At 64.8% G+C, this 17,809-nt stretch carries 13 protein-coding genes; 12 read left to right on the forward strand and 1 reads right to left on the reverse strand.

What is annotated here, in order from left to right:
- The first annotated feature begins 16 nt into the window (after window positions 1–16).
- Window positions 17–385, forward strand: coding sequence for an Rv2175c family DNA-binding protein (locus HMPREF2674_RS07445; RefSeq protein WP_049332634.1), 369 nt, complete (start codon window positions 17–19; stop codon window positions 383–385).
- 225 nt (window positions 386–610) lie between these two features.
- On the opposite strand, the gene HMPREF2674_RS07450 is transcribed toward HMPREF2674_RS07445, so the two are convergent.
- On the reverse strand, window positions 611–1,693 hold the full coding sequence (locus tag HMPREF2674_RS07450) for a polyprenyl synthetase family protein (RefSeq protein ID WP_371441259.1): 1,083 nt from the start codon (window positions 1,691–1,693) through the stop codon (window positions 611–613).
- Window positions 1,694–1,976: 283 nt separating this feature from the next.
- Here HMPREF2674_RS07450 and dinB point away from each other — a divergent pair, with 283 nt between their 5' ends.
- From dinB to ftsW, 11 genes are all read left to right on the forward strand, one after another.
- Entirely contained in the window at window positions 1,977–3,407 is a 1,431-nt protein-coding gene (gene dinB / locus HMPREF2674_RS07455) for a DNA polymerase IV (RefSeq protein ID WP_246826198.1), read from the forward strand.
- A gap of 223 nt (window positions 3,408–3,630) precedes the next feature.
- Window positions 3,631–4,032, forward strand: a complete 402-nt coding sequence (locus HMPREF2674_RS07460) for a DUF3040 domain-containing protein (RefSeq protein WP_049343465.1) — start codon at window positions 3,631–3,633, stop codon at window positions 4,030–4,032.
- Between the two features lie 643 nt (window positions 4,033–4,675).
- Window positions 4,676–5,107, forward strand: coding sequence for a division/cell wall cluster transcriptional repressor MraZ (mraZ, locus tag HMPREF2674_RS07465; RefSeq protein ID WP_049332640.1), 432 nt, complete (start codon window positions 4,676–4,678; stop codon window positions 5,105–5,107).
- Between the two features lie 180 nt (window positions 5,108–5,287).
- A complete protein-coding gene (gene rsmH / locus HMPREF2674_RS07470; RefSeq protein ID WP_049332642.1) occupies window positions 5,288–6,346 on the forward strand; it encodes a 16S rRNA (cytosine(1402)-N(4))-methyltransferase RsmH in 1,059 nt (352 codons plus the stop codon).
- 62 nt (window positions 6,347–6,408) lie between these two features.
- Window positions 6,409–7,329 carry a cell division protein FtsL gene (locus HMPREF2674_RS07475; RefSeq protein ID WP_239663354.1) on the forward strand — a complete coding sequence of 307 codons (921 nt, stop codon included), beginning with the start codon at window positions 6,409–6,411 and terminating at the stop codon, window positions 7,327–7,329.
- A gap of 54 nt (window positions 7,330–7,383) precedes the next feature.
- The gene (locus tag HMPREF2674_RS07480) at window positions 7,384–9,246 is read left to right on the forward strand and encodes a peptidoglycan D,D-transpeptidase FtsI family protein (RefSeq protein ID WP_070825321.1); all 1,863 of its coding nucleotides are present in this window, start codon (window positions 7,384–7,386) and stop codon (window positions 9,244–9,246) included.
- Window positions 9,247–9,388: 142 nt separating this feature from the next.
- Window positions 9,389–11,137, forward strand: a complete 1,749-nt coding sequence (locus tag HMPREF2674_RS07485; protein WP_070825337.1) for a Mur ligase family protein — start codon at window positions 9,389–9,391, stop codon at window positions 11,135–11,137.
- Window positions 11,138–11,140: 3 nt separating this feature from the next.
- Window positions 11,141–12,751, forward strand: a complete 1,611-nt coding sequence (murF, locus tag HMPREF2674_RS07490) for a UDP-N-acetylmuramoyl-tripeptide--D-alanyl-D-alanine ligase (protein WP_070825322.1) — start codon at window positions 11,141–11,143, stop codon at window positions 12,749–12,751.
- A gap of 6 nt (window positions 12,752–12,757) precedes the next feature.
- Entirely contained in the window at window positions 12,758–13,963 is a 1,206-nt protein-coding gene (gene mraY, locus HMPREF2674_RS07495; RefSeq protein ID WP_070681406.1) for a phospho-N-acetylmuramoyl-pentapeptide-transferase, read from the forward strand.
- On the forward strand, window positions 13,963–15,552 hold the full coding sequence (gene murD, locus HMPREF2674_RS07500) for a UDP-N-acetylmuramoyl-L-alanine--D-glutamate ligase (RefSeq protein ID WP_049346136.1): 1,590 nt from the start codon (window positions 13,963–13,965) through the stop codon (window positions 15,550–15,552). Before mraY ends, murD begins: the two co-directional genes overlap by 1 nt.
- A 175-nt stretch (window positions 15,553–15,727) precedes the next feature.
- Entirely contained in the window at window positions 15,728–17,731 is a 2,004-nt protein-coding gene (gene ftsW, locus HMPREF2674_RS07505) for a putative lipid II flippase FtsW (protein ID WP_084824456.1), read from the forward strand.
- Window positions 17,732–17,809 lie beyond the last annotated feature (78 nt).

The raw sequence follows: 17,809 nt of genomic DNA on the forward strand, positions 1-17,809 counted from the left end.
CTGGCACTCTTAAAAGGTGACTAACGAAAATATTGCTCAGACCTTCGCCCTCGTCGGCGATTGGGTCACTATTCCCGATATTGCGCAGGCCCTCGATCTGAAGGTGACCCGCGTGCACAACCTGATTTCTGACGGTACGCTCATCGCCCTGCGCGACCCCGAAACCAATGTGCGCAAGGTTCCCGCGCTGTTCCTGAACGGTTCGCGCGTGCTGGAATCCCTCAAGGGCACCCTCGTGGTGCTGAAGGACTCCGGCTTCAGCGATGAGGAAGCCATCGTCTGGCTGTACACCGAGGACGAATCCCTGCCCGGCCGCCCGATCGACGCACTGATTGACGGCCGCAAGACCGAGATTCGTCGCCGCGCCCAGGCCCTGGCCTGGTAGCACCGGAGGGTAGCGCCGCAACGCGGAGGCGCAGGGGGCCGGTAAACACTCCGGCCCGGGTGCTCTTCGCACGGCGGGAACTCAACTGATAAAACAGCGGATGGGGTAGCGTGAACGCTACCCCATCCGCTGTCGTTTAACGGTCTCTTCGCTGCGCCTCGCCGCTATTCCTACGTCTTTTCCACGCCCCGCGGTGAAGGCCCCGCGGGCTGAAAACACGCCCGTTTAGGACTTGCGACGTAGCGCGCGGTCCACGATATCGCTCAGCGCCGCGCGCACGAGCTCGTCGAGCTCCAGCGCATCCAGAGCCTCAAAGACCGCATGGGACTTCTGCTCAATCAGCCGCTCGTGCTCGGCGAAAGCACCCGAAGACACCATGAGCTCACGGATGCGCTCCACCTGCTCATCGCTCAGGTTGGGGTTGCCCAGGCTGTCGTGCAGGAGCGCTACCTCCTGCTCGCTGAGGGCCGCGGAGGTCAGCGCCACCAGGACGGTGCGCTTACCCTCGCGCAGGTCGTCACCGGCGGGCTTGCCGGTCACCTCGGGACGACCGAAAACGCCCAGCTCGTCGTCGCGCAGCTGGAAGCCCTCACCGAGCGGCAGACCGAAGGCCCGGTAGCCGGCAAGCACCGGGTGCTCCTCGCTGATTGCACCGGCCCCGCTCTCCAAAGCCCGCGCCTGCAGCGCCAGGGCCCCACCGAGCGTGAAGGGGTGCTCGCACGAGTACTTGGCGGACTTGAAGCGGATCACGTTGAGCGCTCGCTGCAGGGCCGAGCTGGCATCTTCGGTGTCGAGTACCTCGGAGTAGACGTCCAGGTACTGCCCGGCCAGAACCTCAGAACGCATACGGTCAAAAATGGTGCGCGCCGGGGAACCGTATAGTGCGCCCTCGCCCAGGGACGCAAAGACCTCCGCCGACCAGGCGAGGGTCAGGTCGCCGGCCAGGATGCCGCCGGTCAGACCGTAGTTGAAGGCGTCGCCGCGCCAGTTATTCTGCTCGTGCGCGGCCTCGAAACGCTTGTGCACGGAGGGGGCGCCGCGGCGGGTGTCGGAGCGGTCGATGATGTCGTCGTGAATGAGCGCGGAGGTCTGGAATAGCTCCACCGCCATGCCGGCCTTCACGATGGACCAGGTGCCGCGGTTCTCGGTCACGGGTGCGCCTCCCGCCCCGCGCCAACCCCAATAGCTCAGCAGGGCACGCAGACGCTTGCCGCCGGTAGAAAGGGACTCGATGGCCTCCAGCAGGGGGAGGGTCTCGGGGGAGATGCCCTCCAATAGTTCGCGCTGCGCGGCAAAGAACTCGGCCATCAGGGTATTGAAGGCGTTCAGGTAGGCGCTCTGCTCATGTTCGAGAGCCTCGGCGATGCCTGCGGGCAGCTCTGCGGAGCCTCCGGCGGGGGAAGGGGTCGTCATACTATCCTCGGTGTACGTGGGGACGATGGGCATGGGTGCGGTGTGCACCCCTCTAGCTTAGTGGAGAAACGCGTCACACGGGGTATTTACGAATATGTTTACTAATATTTGGGAGCTTAATTCGTAGACGTGTGCTATATTTGGGGTGTGGTGAAAGCTGTCGAAGGGAGGTTGAGGGGTGAGTAAGCCGGGCCGCGATAATGCGCGCGTCATTATGCATCTCGATATGGATGCCTTCTTTGTCAACGTCGAACTCCTCGAGAACCCCTCGCTTCGGGGTAAGCCCATTATCGTTGCGCCGACGGGCCCTCGCTCAGTGGTATGCTCGGCCTCCTATGAGGCGCGCGCCCACGGGGTCCATTCGGGTATGCCTCTCAGCTGTGCCCTCTCCGAGGTTCCGCACGCTACGGTCCTTCCCCTGCGCGCGGATTACCGGTACTATTCCCGAGCCGTCATGGGTATTCTGCGTGACCTTAGCCCGCTGGTAGAGCAGGTGAGCGTGGACGAGGCCTTCGTGGATCTTACGGGCGCCTACCGGCACGGGCAGGACCCCGTGCAATTGGCGCAGCGGGCGCGTGAGCGCATCGCAGGGGAACTCTCCCTGCCTTCCTCGGCGGGGGTGGCTCCCAATAAACTGCTGGCCAAGATGGCCTCGACCGGCAGTAAGCCCAACGGCCTATGGGTCGTGCCGCCCGGCCGCGTGCAGGAATTCCTCGACCCGCGCCCGGTCTCGGCGCTGTGGGGCGTGGGCTCGAAAAGCACAAAGCTTTTGGCCGGCTACGGAATCCAGACCATTGCGCAATTGCGGTCCATGAGCATCGAGTGGCTTCGGGACCGTTTCGGTACCTCCCACGGGGAATACCTCTGGACTGTTGCGAGGGGTATTGATGACCGGCCCGTCCTGACCGAACGCGATGAGAAGAGCATGGGTGGCGAGCATACCTTCTCCGAAGATACCGTCGATGCCGCCGCCATCAGCGGGATTGTGCGCGAGCTGAGTCTCAAGCTCGGGCGGCGTCTGCGCGAATCCGGTCGCCTCGCGGGGCGGCTGAGCCTGAAAATTCGCTATGCGGGTTTCGAGACCCACACTCGATCTGTGCCCCTCAGCTCGCCCCTGGATTCGGGGATGCGCATCGCCGAGCTGGCGCTGGAGGCGCTGCGGGCCGACGGAATCCTGACCGGGGACGAGGCACCGCGACCCATCCGCCTGATTGGCGTGCGGGCTGAGAAACTGGCTCGCGCCGAGGACGGGGTGCAGCAGGCTCTCTTCGAATCCATCGAGTACAAGCCCGCCGGGCGGGGGTCGAGGAATCGGGGGAGCGGAGGCGCGGTGAACCTCGGGGATCTGAACTCTCGATCGTCGAAGCTCGCGCCGGAGGCTACCGAGGCGGTGCTCGTGAAGGCTGGTCGCTGGTCCGAGGTTGAGCACGTCATGGACGCGATTCAGCGGAAGTACTCGGCCGAGAGCATCAAGCCGGCCTCGGGGGTTGCGCTACCGACCGGAAGGCCGACGGCCGCTCGGGAGGGGCCGAGGCGGGCTCCGCGGAAGAGGCTCGTGACGGATAGAGGGACAGGAGAATCGGTGGACCATCGCAGCGGCGAAGGCTGAAAGAAACGGGCGGCTGGTGAGTTCCCCGGCCCCGTCGCATCCACGTGTCGAAATAGCCCCAAAATGGTTCGTAAAATAAGTAGCTGAGAGGCTAAAAATAGTGCGTTGCTCGCGCCTTGCGCGGTAGGATGGAACCAAAGAGTGCGTGCGCGCCACGGGATGCGTTTCAACCCGCTGTGGATACCGGCGCGAACGCGTTGTCAGAAAGACAAAGGAGAACACGATGGCACTGTCCGAGCGTGAACAGAAAGTTCTTGAGCAACTCGAAGAACTCATGAGCAATGAGGATCCGAACTTTGCCTCGTCCATGTCCTCCACCGGCAATACTGCTCCCGTATTTAGTGCTCGACAGTTGGCGCTCGGAATTCTCTGCGTGCTAATCGGTCTGGGCATTATCATTGGTGCCGTCGCCTCTCACCTCATCTGGCTGGGCGTGCTCGGCTTCCTCTTTGCAGCCTTCGGCGTGTACTTCACCAGCACCAGCAAGAAGACCCCCGTGGATTCCTTCCTGGGAGGCAAAGCCGGCGGTGCCGCCCGCGCCCGCTCCCGCGAGCAGAAGGAGCGCTCGGCCTTCATGAACCGCCTGGAGGAGCGCTGGGACGAGCGCAACAACGGTCAGAACTAAAACCCGCTGATGGCCCGGGACAGCAGGTTTCGGACCGAAGATACCGGGGTGAAAATACCGAGGTGAAAATACCTGGCTAAGGATGCCGAGTTGAAGGGTGCAAGCCGGAACTCATAATGACTTTCCCAAGCGGAGGCGAGACGTATGTCTCGCCTCCGCTTTTTCGTGCCCGGTGCCTTTCCAGAGCGGCCCTTTCTTGCTCGGGGGGGGGCTTGTGGGCTTCGCTTTCAATCCTTCTGCGTACGGCAAGCTGGTTGCCCCGGGTGAAGGCATATATAGCCCGCCCGGAATAGGAGCTAACTCCTTTTGTGTGTGCCTCGCGCCACTCCGCTACTGTGTATCTAAGTTCTGCCGCTAAACGGCTCTAACCTGTGTAGAAGCTGTGCGTTGAGATAAAAAATGCAAAAGAAGGAATAAAAACCCTAAAAGACCTTCCTCGAGGTGGGGGAGGTGGTGGAAAGTGGGGTAAAGTGGAGGAGAAGGCTGAAGCCCCCTCCCTCAGCCGTGCTCCGCACCCGTTTCCGCTGTGGTGCAGGGCGCACGTCGTATTCTTCCGCTCGCTCCGCAAGCGCCATCGGAAGGGACGTGAGGCGAGGGCGCACGACAGGCTCAGCATCAGGCACACACGGGGGAGGTGACGCGAATGTTCCTGGGAACCTATTCGCCACGGATGGACGCCAAAGGGCGCATCATCCTCCCCGCCAAATTCCGTGAGGAACTCTCAGCAGGCCTCGTTCTGACCCGCGGTCAGGAACGATGCCTGTACGTTTTCCCCTCCGCGGAATTCGAGCGCATCCACGAGCGGATGCGCAGCGCACCCCTGCCGGGGCGAGCCGCCCGCGACTTCCTGCGAGTATTCCTCTCGGGAGCCTCGGATGAGCTACCCGATAAACAGGGGCGCATCACCATCCCTCCGATTCTTCGGCAGTACGCCGGGCTTGGCGACCAGCTCGTGGTCATCGGGTCCGGAACCCGCGCGGAAATCTGGGACGCCTCCGCCTGGGAGGAGTACCTGGCCCGCACGGAGGCCGAGTTTGCGGCCCTGGACGAAGACCCCTTCAGCCCCCTGCTCTAACGACTCGACGGCTCGTCGAATCGGCAGAGACACGGAGTCGACAGGAACGCCGATTCGACAGGAACGCCGAGCCGGCAGAGCGGTAAATCGGTACGGACCCGATGCGCGGTCTGCGCCCCCCACACGCTTTATCGACACACCACTCACCACCACGCAGGATTACCTCACACAGGAGCACCCATGAGCGTAGAACGCGCCCCCGAAGCCGGCACCTCCGGCTCCTCGGTGAAGGTCACCGGCGCCTCCATCGACAATCTTTCCGAGCGTGACGCCAGCGAGCGCCACGTGCCCGTCATGCTGGACCGCTGCATCAACCTGCTGGCACCCGGCATTGAGCGTGCCGTGGAGGAACGCGGAACCGCCTACGTGATTGACGGAACCCTGGGCATGGGCGGCCACTCCGAGGCGCTGCTGGAGCGGTTCGAGAACCTGGTGCTCATCGGTATCGACCGGGACCTGCAGGCCCACTCCATCGCGGGGGAGCGTCTGGCACGCTTCGGCGAGCGTTTTGTGCCTGTACACGCGGTCTACGACGAAATCGACCGCGCCATGGAAACCGCCGGGGTGCAGGGAATTGACGGCGTCCTGCTGGACCTGGGCGTCTCCTCCATGCAGCTGGACGAACGCGCCCGTGGCTTCGCGTACTCCTACGACGCGCCCCTGGACATGCGCATGAACTCCGAGGACGAGCTCACCGCGCGCATCGTGGTCAACGAGTACAGCGAGGACCAACTGCGCCGCATTATCCGCAATTGGGGCGAGGAGAAGTTCGCCTCGCGCATCGCCCGCGCCATCTGCACTGCCCGCGCCAACGCGCCCCTGGAGACTACCGGCGAGCTCGTGCGCATTATTCAGAAGGCGGTTCCCGTCGCGGCCCAGCGTACCGGCGGCCACCCCGCCAAGCGCACCTTCCAGGCGCTGCGCATCGAGGTCAACCACGAGCTGGAGGCGCTCGAACGGGCCGTTCCCGCGGCCCTGGATGCGCTGAACCTGGGCGGCCGATTCGTTGCGATGAGCTACCACAGCCTGGAAGACAAAATCGTGAAGCGCGCCCTCACAGCCGAGGCGACCTCCAAGGCTCCGAAGGGATTCCCTGTGGAACTCGAGGAGCACAAGCCCACGATCAAGATTATTACCCGCGGCGCGGAGCCGCCCACCGAGGAAGAGATTGCGCAAAACTCTCGTGCGGCCAGCGCCAAGCTGCGCGCAGCCGAGAAGATTCGAATCCCCGCCCAGTAGCGATTTGCTCGCCCGCAGGCGACAGACGCTAGTAACCACCTAAGACGAAGATTAGAGAGCGAATGAGCACCCAGCACGCATCCCAGCGCCCCACCCGCGCCCAGGGTACCCCGCGGACTCGACGCGCCGGTTCTTCGCGCCCCTCGGCGGGTGCATCCGGCGCTCTGAGCTCGAGCCTGGGCTCCTCGAACGCCTCGCACAGCGCGGGCGTGACCCGCACCTCCAAGGGCGTACATTCCGGCCGTACCCGTAGCGCGCGGGTGGATCCGGTTACCGCTTCTCAGCCCGTGGTTCGCCCGGCAAGCACCGCAGCCTCCCACGGGGGTAAGCGCACCGCGGGCCACGTTCCCGGACCGGTACGTGCCGCGGCCCGAACCGAGGAACCGCGCGAGGAAGAGGTCGTCACCCGACGCACGCCGCTGTCCGCGGTGACCCGCCGCGCCCGCCGATTGAGCCCGCCGACCATGCTGGCCGTTTTTGCCGCTATCCCGCTGACCCTGATTTTTATCCTGCTGCTCAACGTGCTGATCGTGACCCGACAGTATGACATGGTGGACCTGCGCGCGCAGGAACAGCGTCTCGTGCAGGAGAACCAGGCCCTGCAGCAGGAGATCGGTTTCAAGGAGGCGCCCCAGGACCTGGCGGTGCGCGCGAGCGCCCTGGGCATGTTCGCCAGCTCCTCGCAGGCCACCCTGAACCTGCAGACCTCCAAGATTGAGGGAACCCCCGCCCCCGTGGCCAGCCCCACCGGCAAGGCCGCGACCAAGGAACAAAACCTGATTGCGCCCCCGGCCGCAGGCTCCGAGGAAAGCTACGCCAAGAGCGTGGTGGATGCGGATAAGACCACCCAGCAACGTCACGCAAGCGCGGCCGCGAGCGCCTCGGCGAGCGCAACGGCCAGCCCCGCCGCGGCCAATAACGCCGCGAACACGAACACCGGTGCCGCTAACGGCACCGCACAGAACGGCCAGGCCACCCGCTAGCCGCCCCCAACCGACACCCCACACAGCACGAGAACCGCGAAAGGATATCCCCGAATGAGCTTCGACGCGCGCCATCACGCGAACGAACCGGCATCCGGGAAGCCGGACCTGACCCGCCGAGGCTTTCTGGCCGGCGCGGCCGCCACCGGTGCCCTGGGCGTCATCGGCGTAAACCTTTTCGTGCGCCAGGGCTTCGACCCCGGCGGGGTTGCCAACGCATCGCGCCAGAAGCGTCTGCGCTCGCAGGTGCTTCCCGCAGTGCGCGGACAGATTCTCGATATTAACGGCAACGTCATGGCCCGCTCGGTGCAGCGCTACAACCTCACCGCGGATCAGACGGCCGTCGCCACCTTTAAGCGTTACAACGAGGACCGCACCGAGAAGATTGAGGTGACCCCGAGCCAGCTGGTCTACGAGATGACCGATATCCTCAAGAGCGTGGACCCGGGCATCACCGACGAATTCATCAAGTCGAAGCTGGACGGCACCTCCAAGTACTCGGTCATCAAGACCGACGTTTCTCCCGAGATTTTCCACAAGATTGACGACCTTGGCGCGCCCTTCATCTACGGCGAGGCCTTCTCGCAGCGCCTGTACCCCAACGGTAGCGTGGGCGGCTCCGTGGTCGGCAAGTACAACATCGTGGATGAGCCCGACGGCAATGGCACCGGCGGCACCGTGACCCGTAACTTTTCGGTGGGTATTGAGCGCGTCTTCGAAAAGGAGCTGGCCGGAACCCCCGGCGAGCGCACCTACGAGATCAGCGCGGACGGTGTGCGCATCCCCGTGGCCAAGGAGGAGCAGCGCCTCGCGGTTGACGGTAAGGACGTGCGTCTGACCATTAACCGAGACATCCAGTACTTCGCCCAGCAGGTTGTGCGCGCCCGCGCCGAGGAGCTCAAAGCGGAGTGGTGTACCGCAATCGTCATGGACGTGCGGGACGGCTCCCTGCTGGCGCTGGCGGATTCCTCGACCATGGATCCCGGCGCGAAGACCATCGAGGACGCCACAGATATGACCCCGCGAGCCATCTCGCAGAGCGTGGAGCCCGGTTCGACCGAGAAAATGCTGACTTCTTCGGCGCTGATTGAGCAGGGCCTCACGACCCCCACGAGCGTTTACGACGTACCCGCGACCCTCACGATTGACGGGCAGACCTTCAAGGATGCGTTCGAGCACCCGGCGCAACGCCGTACCTTCTCGGGCATTATTGCGGACTCGATGAACACCGGTACGGTGCTGGTCGGTCAGAAGCTCAGCAAGGAAGAGCGCTACAACTGGTTGAAGAAGTACGGCGTGGGCGAGTTCACCGGCATCGAGCTGACCGGTGAGGAGCAGGGCCTGATCAGCGATTGGCGCGATTGGGACGGCCGCACGCAGTACACCGTGCTGTTCGGTCAGGGTGTTGCGCAGACTCCGCTGCAGACCGCCATGATTTTCCAGGCGCTGGGCAATAAGGGTGTTCGTCTGAAGCCGCGCATTGTGGACGCAATTATTGACGCCGACGGTACCGAACATAAGCGTGCCGTGGAGCCTGGTGAACGCATGGTGAGTGAGCAGACTGCCGCCTCCTGCCTGACTCTCATGGAGAATGTGGTGGAGCAAGGCCATGATGCCCGTCCGGCGAAGGTGACCGGCTACCGCGTGGGCGGTAAGACCGGTACTGCGGAAACCCCGAGTGAGAAGGGCGGCTATGACGGCAACACGACTTCCTTTATTGGTGTGGCGCCGATTGAGAACCCGCAGTTCTTGGTGGCGGTGACCATGCAGCGTCCTGAGGGTAGCGTGGGTGCGAACGGTACGACGGCTGAGTTCTCCAAGATTATGGAGAAGACCCTGCACACCTATAACGTGCCGCGGTCGACCGGTGAACCGGAGACGATTCCGATCTTCGCGGACGGTAAGAGTAACGGGTAGAGACCGTCTCTTCGCGCGGGTGAATCAAGATTCTGAACACCCGCCAAGAGATTAAGACCGTAGAATATTGAATGACCCCGTGTGCCCCGAGGCACCACAATAGCGAGCTCCCCGCCCAATCCGCGGAGAGGAAAGAAGGATGATGGATACCGCATCTCACGCATCCGGCCCGAATCTGCTGGGCGGCGATGCCCAGACTCTGCGCCCGAAATCTGTGCGCCCCGTGAGCCTGGGGCACCTTCTCGACACCCTGCGTGATCTCGGTGCCGAGGTGAGCTCGCGTCCGGCCGCGCAGCAGAGCGGCGCTGTTGAGGACGTTGAGGTGACCGGCATCAGCATGGACTCGCGAGGTGTCTGCGCGGGAGACCTGTACGTGGCCCTGCCCGGTGCGAAGGTGCACGGCGCGCAATTCGCCGAGGGTGCCCTGAAGCTGGGAGCCGCGGCGATTCTGACCGATGCTGCCGGTGCCGAGTTGCTGGGTGAGGCCGCGGTTCCGCTGCTGGTGACCGAGCACCTGCGTGAGTACGTGGGCCCTCTGGCCGCGCAGATTTACGGTTCGGCATCCTTCCCCGCTACTCACCGTTACGCGGTGACCGGCACGAATGGCAAGACCACCTCCACCTACATGCTGGAGTCTATTTTCCGCACCGGTCTGGGTGTAAAGACCGGCCTGATTGGCACGATTCAGATTCTGATTGACGGCGTGTCCGTGCCCTCGAAGATGACCACCCCCGAGTCGCCCCACGTGCATTCGTTGCTGACCATCATGGGTGAGCACGGCCTGCGGTGCGCGGCGATGGAGGTGTCCTCCCACGCGATTGACTACCACCGTGTCGACGGCGTGAAGTACGCCGTGGCCGGTTTTACGAACCTGACGCAGGACCACCTGGACCTGCACGGCACGATGGAGCACTACTTTGAGTCGAAGGCGCAGCTGTTCACCCCCGAGCGCGCCGAGCTGGCCGTAATTACCGCGGACGATAGCTGGGGCGAGAAGATGCACGCCTCCGCCGCCGAGCGGATGGGCGCCGAGCACGTGCACCGCCTGGTGACCGCCCGCGGTGCCGGCCTCGCCGAGGTCCCCGCCGAGTTTGGTGAGCGCGATTGGGCCGTGGTCCGCGTGCAGCGCGAGGGTCTGGGCCACCGCTTCCACCTGGAGAACGGCGCCGGTGAAAGCATTGAGTGCTACACGGGCCTGCCCGCAGACTTCAACGTTTCGAACGCGGCCCTGGCCGCCCTCATGGCGTACCTCGATACCGATGCCGCCGAGCGCGAGCTGTTGCTGCCGGCCCTGGCCTCCGGTCCGGCGCTCACCCCCGTGGTGCCCGGCCGCATGCAGCTGATTTCGCTGGCGCCGCACGCCATCGTGGACTTCGCGCATAACCCCGACGGCCTGACCCGCGCGCTGGAGGCTATGGACCGCCCCGGCGACGGCAAGGTCATGATTGTGTTCGGCGCGACCGGCGAACGAGACCACCTCAAGCGCCCCATCATGGGCGCGATTGCCGCTCAGAACGCCGATATCGTCATCGTGACCGATGACGATCCGCACGGTGAAGAGCCCGCCCCGATTCGTGCCGCCGTCGAGGAAGGCGCGCAGAAGGCGCAGAACCGTCGCGCCCAGCAGATCCTGAACATTTCCCCGCGATCGGCGGCCATCGATGCGGCGATTGCCCTGGCCACCGAGCACGATGCGATTCTCATTGCCGGCCGCGGCCACGAGACCGAGCAAGACGTCGACGGCGTGGACATCGCCCTGGACGACCGTGTGGAGACCGCTCGCGCGTTGCACGCCCACGGCTTCGAGGTGCTCCCCGATTACCGCCGCATGATTGACACCGCAGGGGCCGCGCAGGCCACCGAGACGACCGAGACCGCTGAAGGTAGGTAGAGAATGATTAAGCTCAGCGCTGCCCAGATTCTGGAGGCGACCGGCGGCACCGCAATCGGCCTGGACGGCCGTGAGGAGCAGGTGCACGCGACCTTCGCCACCACCGACTCGCGCGAGGTGGAGACCGGCACCCTGTTCGTGGCAAAGCCCGGCGCCGTCACGGACGGCCACAAGTTCGTTCCCACGGCGTTCGAGAGGGGCGCAACCCTTGCCCTGGTCGAGCGCGAAGTCGTCGACGAGCAGGGCGTTCCCTACCCGAGCATCCGCGTTCCCGACGTGGTGCTGGCCATGGGCGACCTGGCCCGCTACGCGATTGAGCAGATGCGCGCGCAGGGCGAGCTGACGGTCGTCGGCATTACCGGTTCGGCCGGTAAGACCACCACGAAGGATCTGCTGGCCGCCATCTTCACCCCCGAGGGCCCCACGGTCGCTCCGGTGGGTTCCTACAACAGCGAGGTGGGTGTGCCTCTGACGGTTTTCCGCGCGGACGAATCCACCCGCTACCTGGTCATTGAGATGGGTGCCGACCACGTGGGCAACATCGAATACCTGGCGAATATTGCGCGTCCCGACCACGGCGCAATCCTGAAGGTCGGCACCGCCCACGCCGGCGAGTTCGGCGGCGTGGACAATATCGAGCGCACCAAGGGCGAGCTGGCCGAGGGCGTTCAGCCCGGCGGCTCCCTCTCCCTGAACGCGGATGACCCGCGCGTGCTACGCATGGCCTCCCGCTCGGTCGCCCCCGTCACCTACTTCGGCGTGGGGGAGAAGACCGACGAAAACGGCCAGCCCTACGAGCGCTACGTGGCGGCGCTGAACCTGCGCACCACCGATGCCGGTTGCCCCGAGTTCACGCTGCGCCTGCCTGACGGTAGCGAGTACGAGATTTCCTCCCGCCTGATCGGTGAGCATCACGTGCACAACCTGCTGGCCGCTGCGGCTGTCGCCTACAACAGCGGTATCGCGGGCGAGAAGATTGCCCGCGCGCTCAACGGCGCGGCGGCTGCCTCCAAGTGGCGCATGGCCCGCACCGACCGTGCCGACGGCGTGACCGTCATTAACGATGCCTACAACGCCAACCCCGAGTCCATGGCGGCGGCGCTGCGCACCCTCGCACAGTTGGGCCGCACCGTGGCCCCGGCGACCGGTCAGCCGCACCGCACCTGGGCCGTGCTGGGCGCCATGCTGGAGCTGGGCGATGTGTCCGTTCAGGAACACGATCACCTCGGCCGCCTCGTGGTGCGCATGAACATTTCGAAGCTCATCGCGGTCGGTGACATCGCTAAGCCCGTCTATAACGCCGCGCACCTGGAAGGCTCCTGGGGCAATGAGGCGACCTGGGTTCAGACCCCGCAGGAGGCCGCCCAGATTCTGCGCGCCGAGCTGCGTCCCGGCGATATCGTGCTCTTCAAGTCCTCGAACGGCGCGAAGCTGGGCCTGCTGGGCGACGAATTCGCCTTCGCCGAGGAGAGCTTCGGCTCCGCCGAGGACGAGGCTCCGACCTGGCTTTCCGCCGGCGACTTTGTTGAGGCTACCGACCTGAGCGAGCACCTGGCCGCCCACCTGGACGGTACCGAGTCCAGCACCCCCGCACAGACCACCAACGAAGGGTAACGCTTCATGATTACCGTGTTGATTGCAGGAATCCTCGGGTTCCTTATCTCCCTGACCGCGCTTCCGGTGTTCATCAAGAAGATGAAGTCCCTCAAGCTCGGTCAGCTGATTCGCGATGAGGGCCCCGCCGCCCACCAGTACAAGGCGGGCACCCCCACCATGGCAGGCCTGATTTTCATCCCGGCGGCGATTCTTGCGTACCTGCTGACCATGGGCATTAGCGCCGTTTTCTTCGGTACCTCGCCGCTGCCGAGCGCCACCGCGTGGCTGACCATCGCCTTTACCCTGGGCATGCTCGGCGTGGGTGCTGCGGATGACATCATGAAGTTCCGCCACAAGGGCAACGAGGGCCTGACCGAGCGTCAGAAGACCATCGGCCTGCTCGCGGTGACCGTTCCCTTCGCCTTCCTGGCTTTCCAGTTCCCCAACGAGTCTGGCGCGCGCCCCGCATCCACCGCGATTTCCTTCGTGCGCGACCTGCCGATTGACCTCTTTGCCGCCGGTGCGGTGTTTGGGTCCATCCTGGTGGCCGTGTGGATTACCCTCATCTCCCTGTCGGGCACGAACGCCGTGAACTTCACCGACGGCCTGGACGGTCTGGCCGGTGGCGTGATGATGACGATCTTCTCGGGCTACCTGACCATCAGCATCTGGCAGTACGTGCACGCCTGCACCGCGGGCGCCGGCACCGCCTGCTACGACGTGCGCGACCCGGGTTCACTGGCGCTGATTGCCGCTTCCTTGATTGGTTCCCTGGCCGGCTTCCTCTGGTGGAACGTCTCGAAGGCGCAGATCTTCATGGGCGACTCCGGCTCCCTGGCCCTGGGCGGTGCGATGGTTGCCTTCGCCCTGTTCACCCGCACCGAGCTCCTGCTGCTGGTCATGGCACTGATTCCGGTGCTGGAGGTCTTCTCCGTAATCGTTCAGAAGTTTGTCTTCAAGGTCAGCCGCAAGCGCTCGGTTGCGGCGGGGGAGAAGCCCCTGCACGCGCACCGTTACTTCCGTATGACCCCCTTCCACCACCACATGGAGAAGACCGGTCTGAACGGCAAGTACTCAATCGATAAGAAGGGCCTGGAGCCCGGCACCGTCAGCAGCGGCGAGGTGAACTCCGTGTTCCGCCTCTGGGTTGTCAACGCCCTGTGCGTGCTGGTGGCCCTGGCTCTCTTCTTCGGCGACTGGTTCTCTCAGACTTCTGGAGTGATTCACTAATGTCAACTATGGAACAGGACGCACTGCGCGCCCGCCGCGAGGCAAACGCCCAGGCGATTGCCGTCAACCCGGTGTACGAGAACGAGCGCCTCGCGCAGCTGACCAGCTGGGACGCCCCCTGGGCCGGTCTGCGCGTCGTGGTCGTGGGGATGGGCACCAGCGGTGACGCCGCCGCGGATGTGCTCGCGCAGCTGGGTGCGCGCATCACGGTTATCGACGGGGCAGACACCCCCGAGAAGCGTGAGCGCATCGAGGTTTACCGTAACGCGTACGGACCGGTGAGCGGCCTGTTCGGCCCCGAGCACATGCTCGCCCTGCCGCAGGTTGAAGGGGAGGACCCCGAGCTGGTCGTGACCTCTCCGGGTATTCGCCCCGACCACCCCGTGATGCTGGATGCCTACGAGCGCGGTATCCAGGTGTGGGGTGACGTGGAGCTGGCTTGGCGCCTCAACGACCGCGCCGGCCGCCCCAGCCCCAAGTGGCTGTGCCTGACCGGCACGAACGGCAAGACCACGACCGTGGGCATGACGGATTCGATTCTGAAGGCCGCGGGCAAGAAGTCCATTCAGGTGGGCAACGTGGGCATGCCGATTGTGTACGCGATTGCCGACGACGAGCCCTACGAGTTTTTCGCGGTGGAGCTGTCGAGCTTCCAGCTGCACTGGACCTTTTCCCTGTCGCCCTACGCCTCGGTCGTGCTGAACATTGCCGAGGATCACGTGGATTGGCACGGTTCTTTCGAGCGTTACAAGGCCGATAAGGCCCGCGTGTACGAGAACACCCAGGTGGCCTGCATCTTCAACACCGACCACGCCGACACCCTGCGCATGGTGGAGGATGCCGACGTGGTGGAGGGCGCCCGCGCGATTGGCTTCAGCGCCACCCAGATGCCGGCCGTGTCGATGCTCGGCCTGGCCGAGAATATCATCGTGGACCGGGCCTTCCTGAAGAACCGCTACAACGAGGCGCTCGAGCTGGGCGTCGTGCAGGATTTGGCCCCCGCGCCGGGCAAGATGCCGGCCCAGTACACGGTCGAGAACGCCCTGGCCGCGGCTGCCCTGTGCCGTGCCGCCGACGTCGATCCGAAGGCCGTGGGTGCGGGTCTGCGTTCCTTCAAGACCGGTGCGCACCGCAACCAGCTGGTGGGGTACGCTGATGACATCATGTGGGTGAACGACTCGAAGGCCACGAACCCGCACGCGGCCAACGCCTCGATGAGCGGTTACCCCTCGCTGGTGTGGATTGCCGGCGGCCTGTCGAAGGGCGTGGAGTACGACGAGCTGATTACCGATCACGCCAAGCGCCTGAAAGCCGTGCTCATCATCGGCACGGATACCGCAGGCCTCAAGGCTGCCCTGGCCAACCACGCCCCGCAGGTTCCGACCTATAACCTGACCGCCTCGGTGGCCGACCCCTCGGACGGCATCGCCGTCATGAACGCCGCGGTGGCGAAGGCCGCCGAGATCGCTCAGCCGGGTGATACGGTGCTGATGGCACCGGCCGCGGCATCGATGGACCAGTTCAAGAACTACGCGGTGCGCGGCGAGGCGTTTGCGAACGCCGTGGCCGATCAGCTGGCCCAGTCGTAGCCTATTCGGCCCCGGCCGGTACCCTAGCGCGTAGCGGCGTTCGCGGCCCGTGCCGCCTAAGCCGCGCTCTCGGGGGTGGGACGTTTTGGGTTCCACCCCCGCCTCTTTTCTCAATTGTTATCGCCGCCGCGATTCATCGCTGTGGGTTGTGGCGTTCCAAGCCTTAGGAGGGCATGTGAGTACCAGCGCATCCTCGAAGCGTTCTGCGTCTTCGCGGGCTGGCCGTTCCGAACAGACCGGGCACGCCTCGTCCCCGTGGACTGCCCTGAAGGAGATGACGGCACCGGCCCGTTCGTTTGGCAAGCGCCTGTACCGTCGCGGTCTGAAGGCTGACCTGTGGGATGTGCCGGTCATGCTACTGGTGACGACCCTGGGTTTGGCGATTTTCGGCTGCATCATGGTGCTCTCGGCTTCGAGCGTCACCATGATTTCGCAGGGCCAGTCGCCGTTCTCTCAGGTGTCCTCGCAGATTCTCTTCCTGGTGCTCGGTGTGGTGGCGATGGCCGTCATTACGAATATTCCGGTGGGGTGGTATCACAAGCAGGTCGTGGTGAACGCGATGCTTGCGGTGGCCCTGGTGCTACAGTTGGCGGTGGTAGTTATCGGCGTCGAGGTGAACGGTAACCGTAACTGGATTAAGCTGGGCCCCGTGCAGATGCAGCCTTCGGAGTTCTCGAAGCTTGCAATCGTGATGTGGCTGGCGTGGGTGTATAACCGCCAGGGCGATATTTCGCGGAGCCTCTGGCGTACCCTGTTCCCCTCCATCTACGGTGTGGGCGCCCTGATTCTGCTGATTATGGTCGGCGGCGATATGGGTACGGCCCTGGTGTACGGCTTCATTTTCCTGGGCATGATGTGGATGGCCGGTGCCTCACGTCGGTCAATGCTGCAGATTGGCGGCGCGGTTGCCGCGCTGGCCCTGTTGGGCGTTTTGAGTAGCCCGAACCGAGTGGCCCGTATCTTCGGCATCTGGGGTTCGTGCACGAACGCTAACTGTGATCAGGCGAACTCGGGTGAGGTGGCGTTGGCGACCGGCGGCTTCCTGGGCGTTGGCCTGGGCCAGTCGCGCCAGAAGTACAACTACCTGGCAGAGGCCCACAACGACTACATTTTCGCGATTATTGGCGAGGAACTGGGCCTTCTGGGCACGATGGCGGTTCTACTGCTGTACGTGGGTCTGGTGTACTGTGCGGTGCGTATCATGCTGCGCACCGCCGATCCGCTGGTGCGCCTGGCGACGGGCGGCATTATGGTGTGGCTGACCTCTCAGGCCATCATCAATATGGGCATGGTGTCCCGTATTCTGCCGGTGATTGGCGTGCCGCTGCCCTTTGTCTCCTACGGTGGTTCCTCGTTGCTGTCTTCGCTGTGCGCGGCGGGCCTACTATTGGCCTTTGCCCGGCAGACGCCCCTGCGAGGCGCGACGGCCCCGTCGAGCGTTGAGAACCAGAGCGCTCGCGAGATTCGCCGCGCAAACGCCGATTGGAAGCGCCGCCTGCCCCTGCAGGCTGTGGTGGAGCAGGAGGCCGCGGAGCGTGCCGAGGCCGGTGGCCACCTGATGCAGGAGCAGCATCCGCTGTCGAAGCTGGGCAGCCTGAGCGGTTTTGTCCGGCGCTGGTTGGGCTTTGATCCGGAGCAGCGTCGCGAGTTGAAGCGCATCGAACAGCAGCGTGAGGCAGAGCGCGCCCGCGAAGAGGCCCGCGCGGCTCGTGAGGAGGCCCGTGCGGCTCGTGAGGAAGCGGCCCGTGAGAAGGCTGAGCGGCAGAAGCTGGCTCGCCGTGCCCGTGAGGAAGCGGCCCGCGAGAAGGCTGAGCGGCAGAAGGCCCTGGAGGAGGCCGAGCGGCAGAAGACGGACCGCGAGAAGGCGGCCCGCACGAGGGAAACCCGAGAGCAGAAGGCCCGAGAGCGCCGAGCCCCCGGCAAGGCTGCACCCGGCAAGACCGAGCAGCCCCGACCCGCCCGCCCGGTTCAGCGTCCGGCCGAGCAGGGCTCGAAGGAACAGCAGACCCGAGGCCGGCGTCCCGGGCAGGGGGAGCGTCGTCGTCCGCAGAATCAGCGCGGTGGTCTGCCCGCCGGCCTGCAGCCTCTGCATCCCGAGGACCGCGCCCGCCGAGCTCAGCGTCAGCAGCGTCAGCACGGTCAGTCGCCGCGCCGTCAGCCCGGTGGGGGAGAGCGGTAGAGAGATTTTCCGAGGTGGACAGCGGTCGAGAACGGCCTTACCTCTCGGCCCCGCGTTCCTTCAAAGCGCCCCCGACCT

It is taken from the genome of Rothia sp. HMSC062F03 (assembly GCF_001836905.1).
Lineage (GTDB): Bacteria > Actinomycetota > Actinomycetes > Actinomycetales > Micrococcaceae > Rothia > Rothia mucilaginosa_A.

Coding starts and splice junctions, on each gene's coding strand:
- murF (WP_070825322.1), top strand. CDS start 11,141: ATGATTAAGCTCAGCGCTGCCCAGATTCTGGAGGCGACCGGCGGCACC.
- mraY (WP_070681406.1), top strand. CDS start 12,758: ATGATTACCGTGTTGATTGCAGGAATCCTCGGGTTCCTTATCTCCCTG.
- HMPREF2674_RS07450 (WP_371441259.1), bottom strand. CDS start 1,693: ATGGCCGAGTTCTTTGCCGCGCAGCGCGAACTATTGGAGGGCATCTCC.
- rsmH (WP_049332642.1), top strand. CDS start 5,288: ATGAGCGTAGAACGCGCCCCCGAAGCCGGCACCTCCGGCTCCTCGGTG.
- murD (WP_049346136.1), top strand. CDS start 13,963: ATGTCAACTATGGAACAGGACGCACTGCGCGCCCGCCGCGAGGCAAAC.
- HMPREF2674_RS07480 (WP_070825321.1), top strand. CDS start 7,384: ATGAGCTTCGACGCGCGCCATCACGCGAACGAACCGGCATCCGGGAAG.
- HMPREF2674_RS07485 (WP_070825337.1), top strand. CDS start 9,389: ATGGATACCGCATCTCACGCATCCGGCCCGAATCTGCTGGGCGGCGAT.
- HMPREF2674_RS07475 (WP_239663354.1), top strand. CDS start 6,409: ATGAGCACCCAGCACGCATCCCAGCGCCCCACCCGCGCCCAGGGTACC.
- mraZ (WP_049332640.1), top strand. CDS start 4,676: ATGTTCCTGGGAACCTATTCGCCACGGATGGACGCCAAAGGGCGCATC.
- HMPREF2674_RS07460 (WP_049343465.1), top strand. CDS start 3,631: ATGGCACTGTCCGAGCGTGAACAGAAAGTTCTTGAGCAACTCGAAGAA.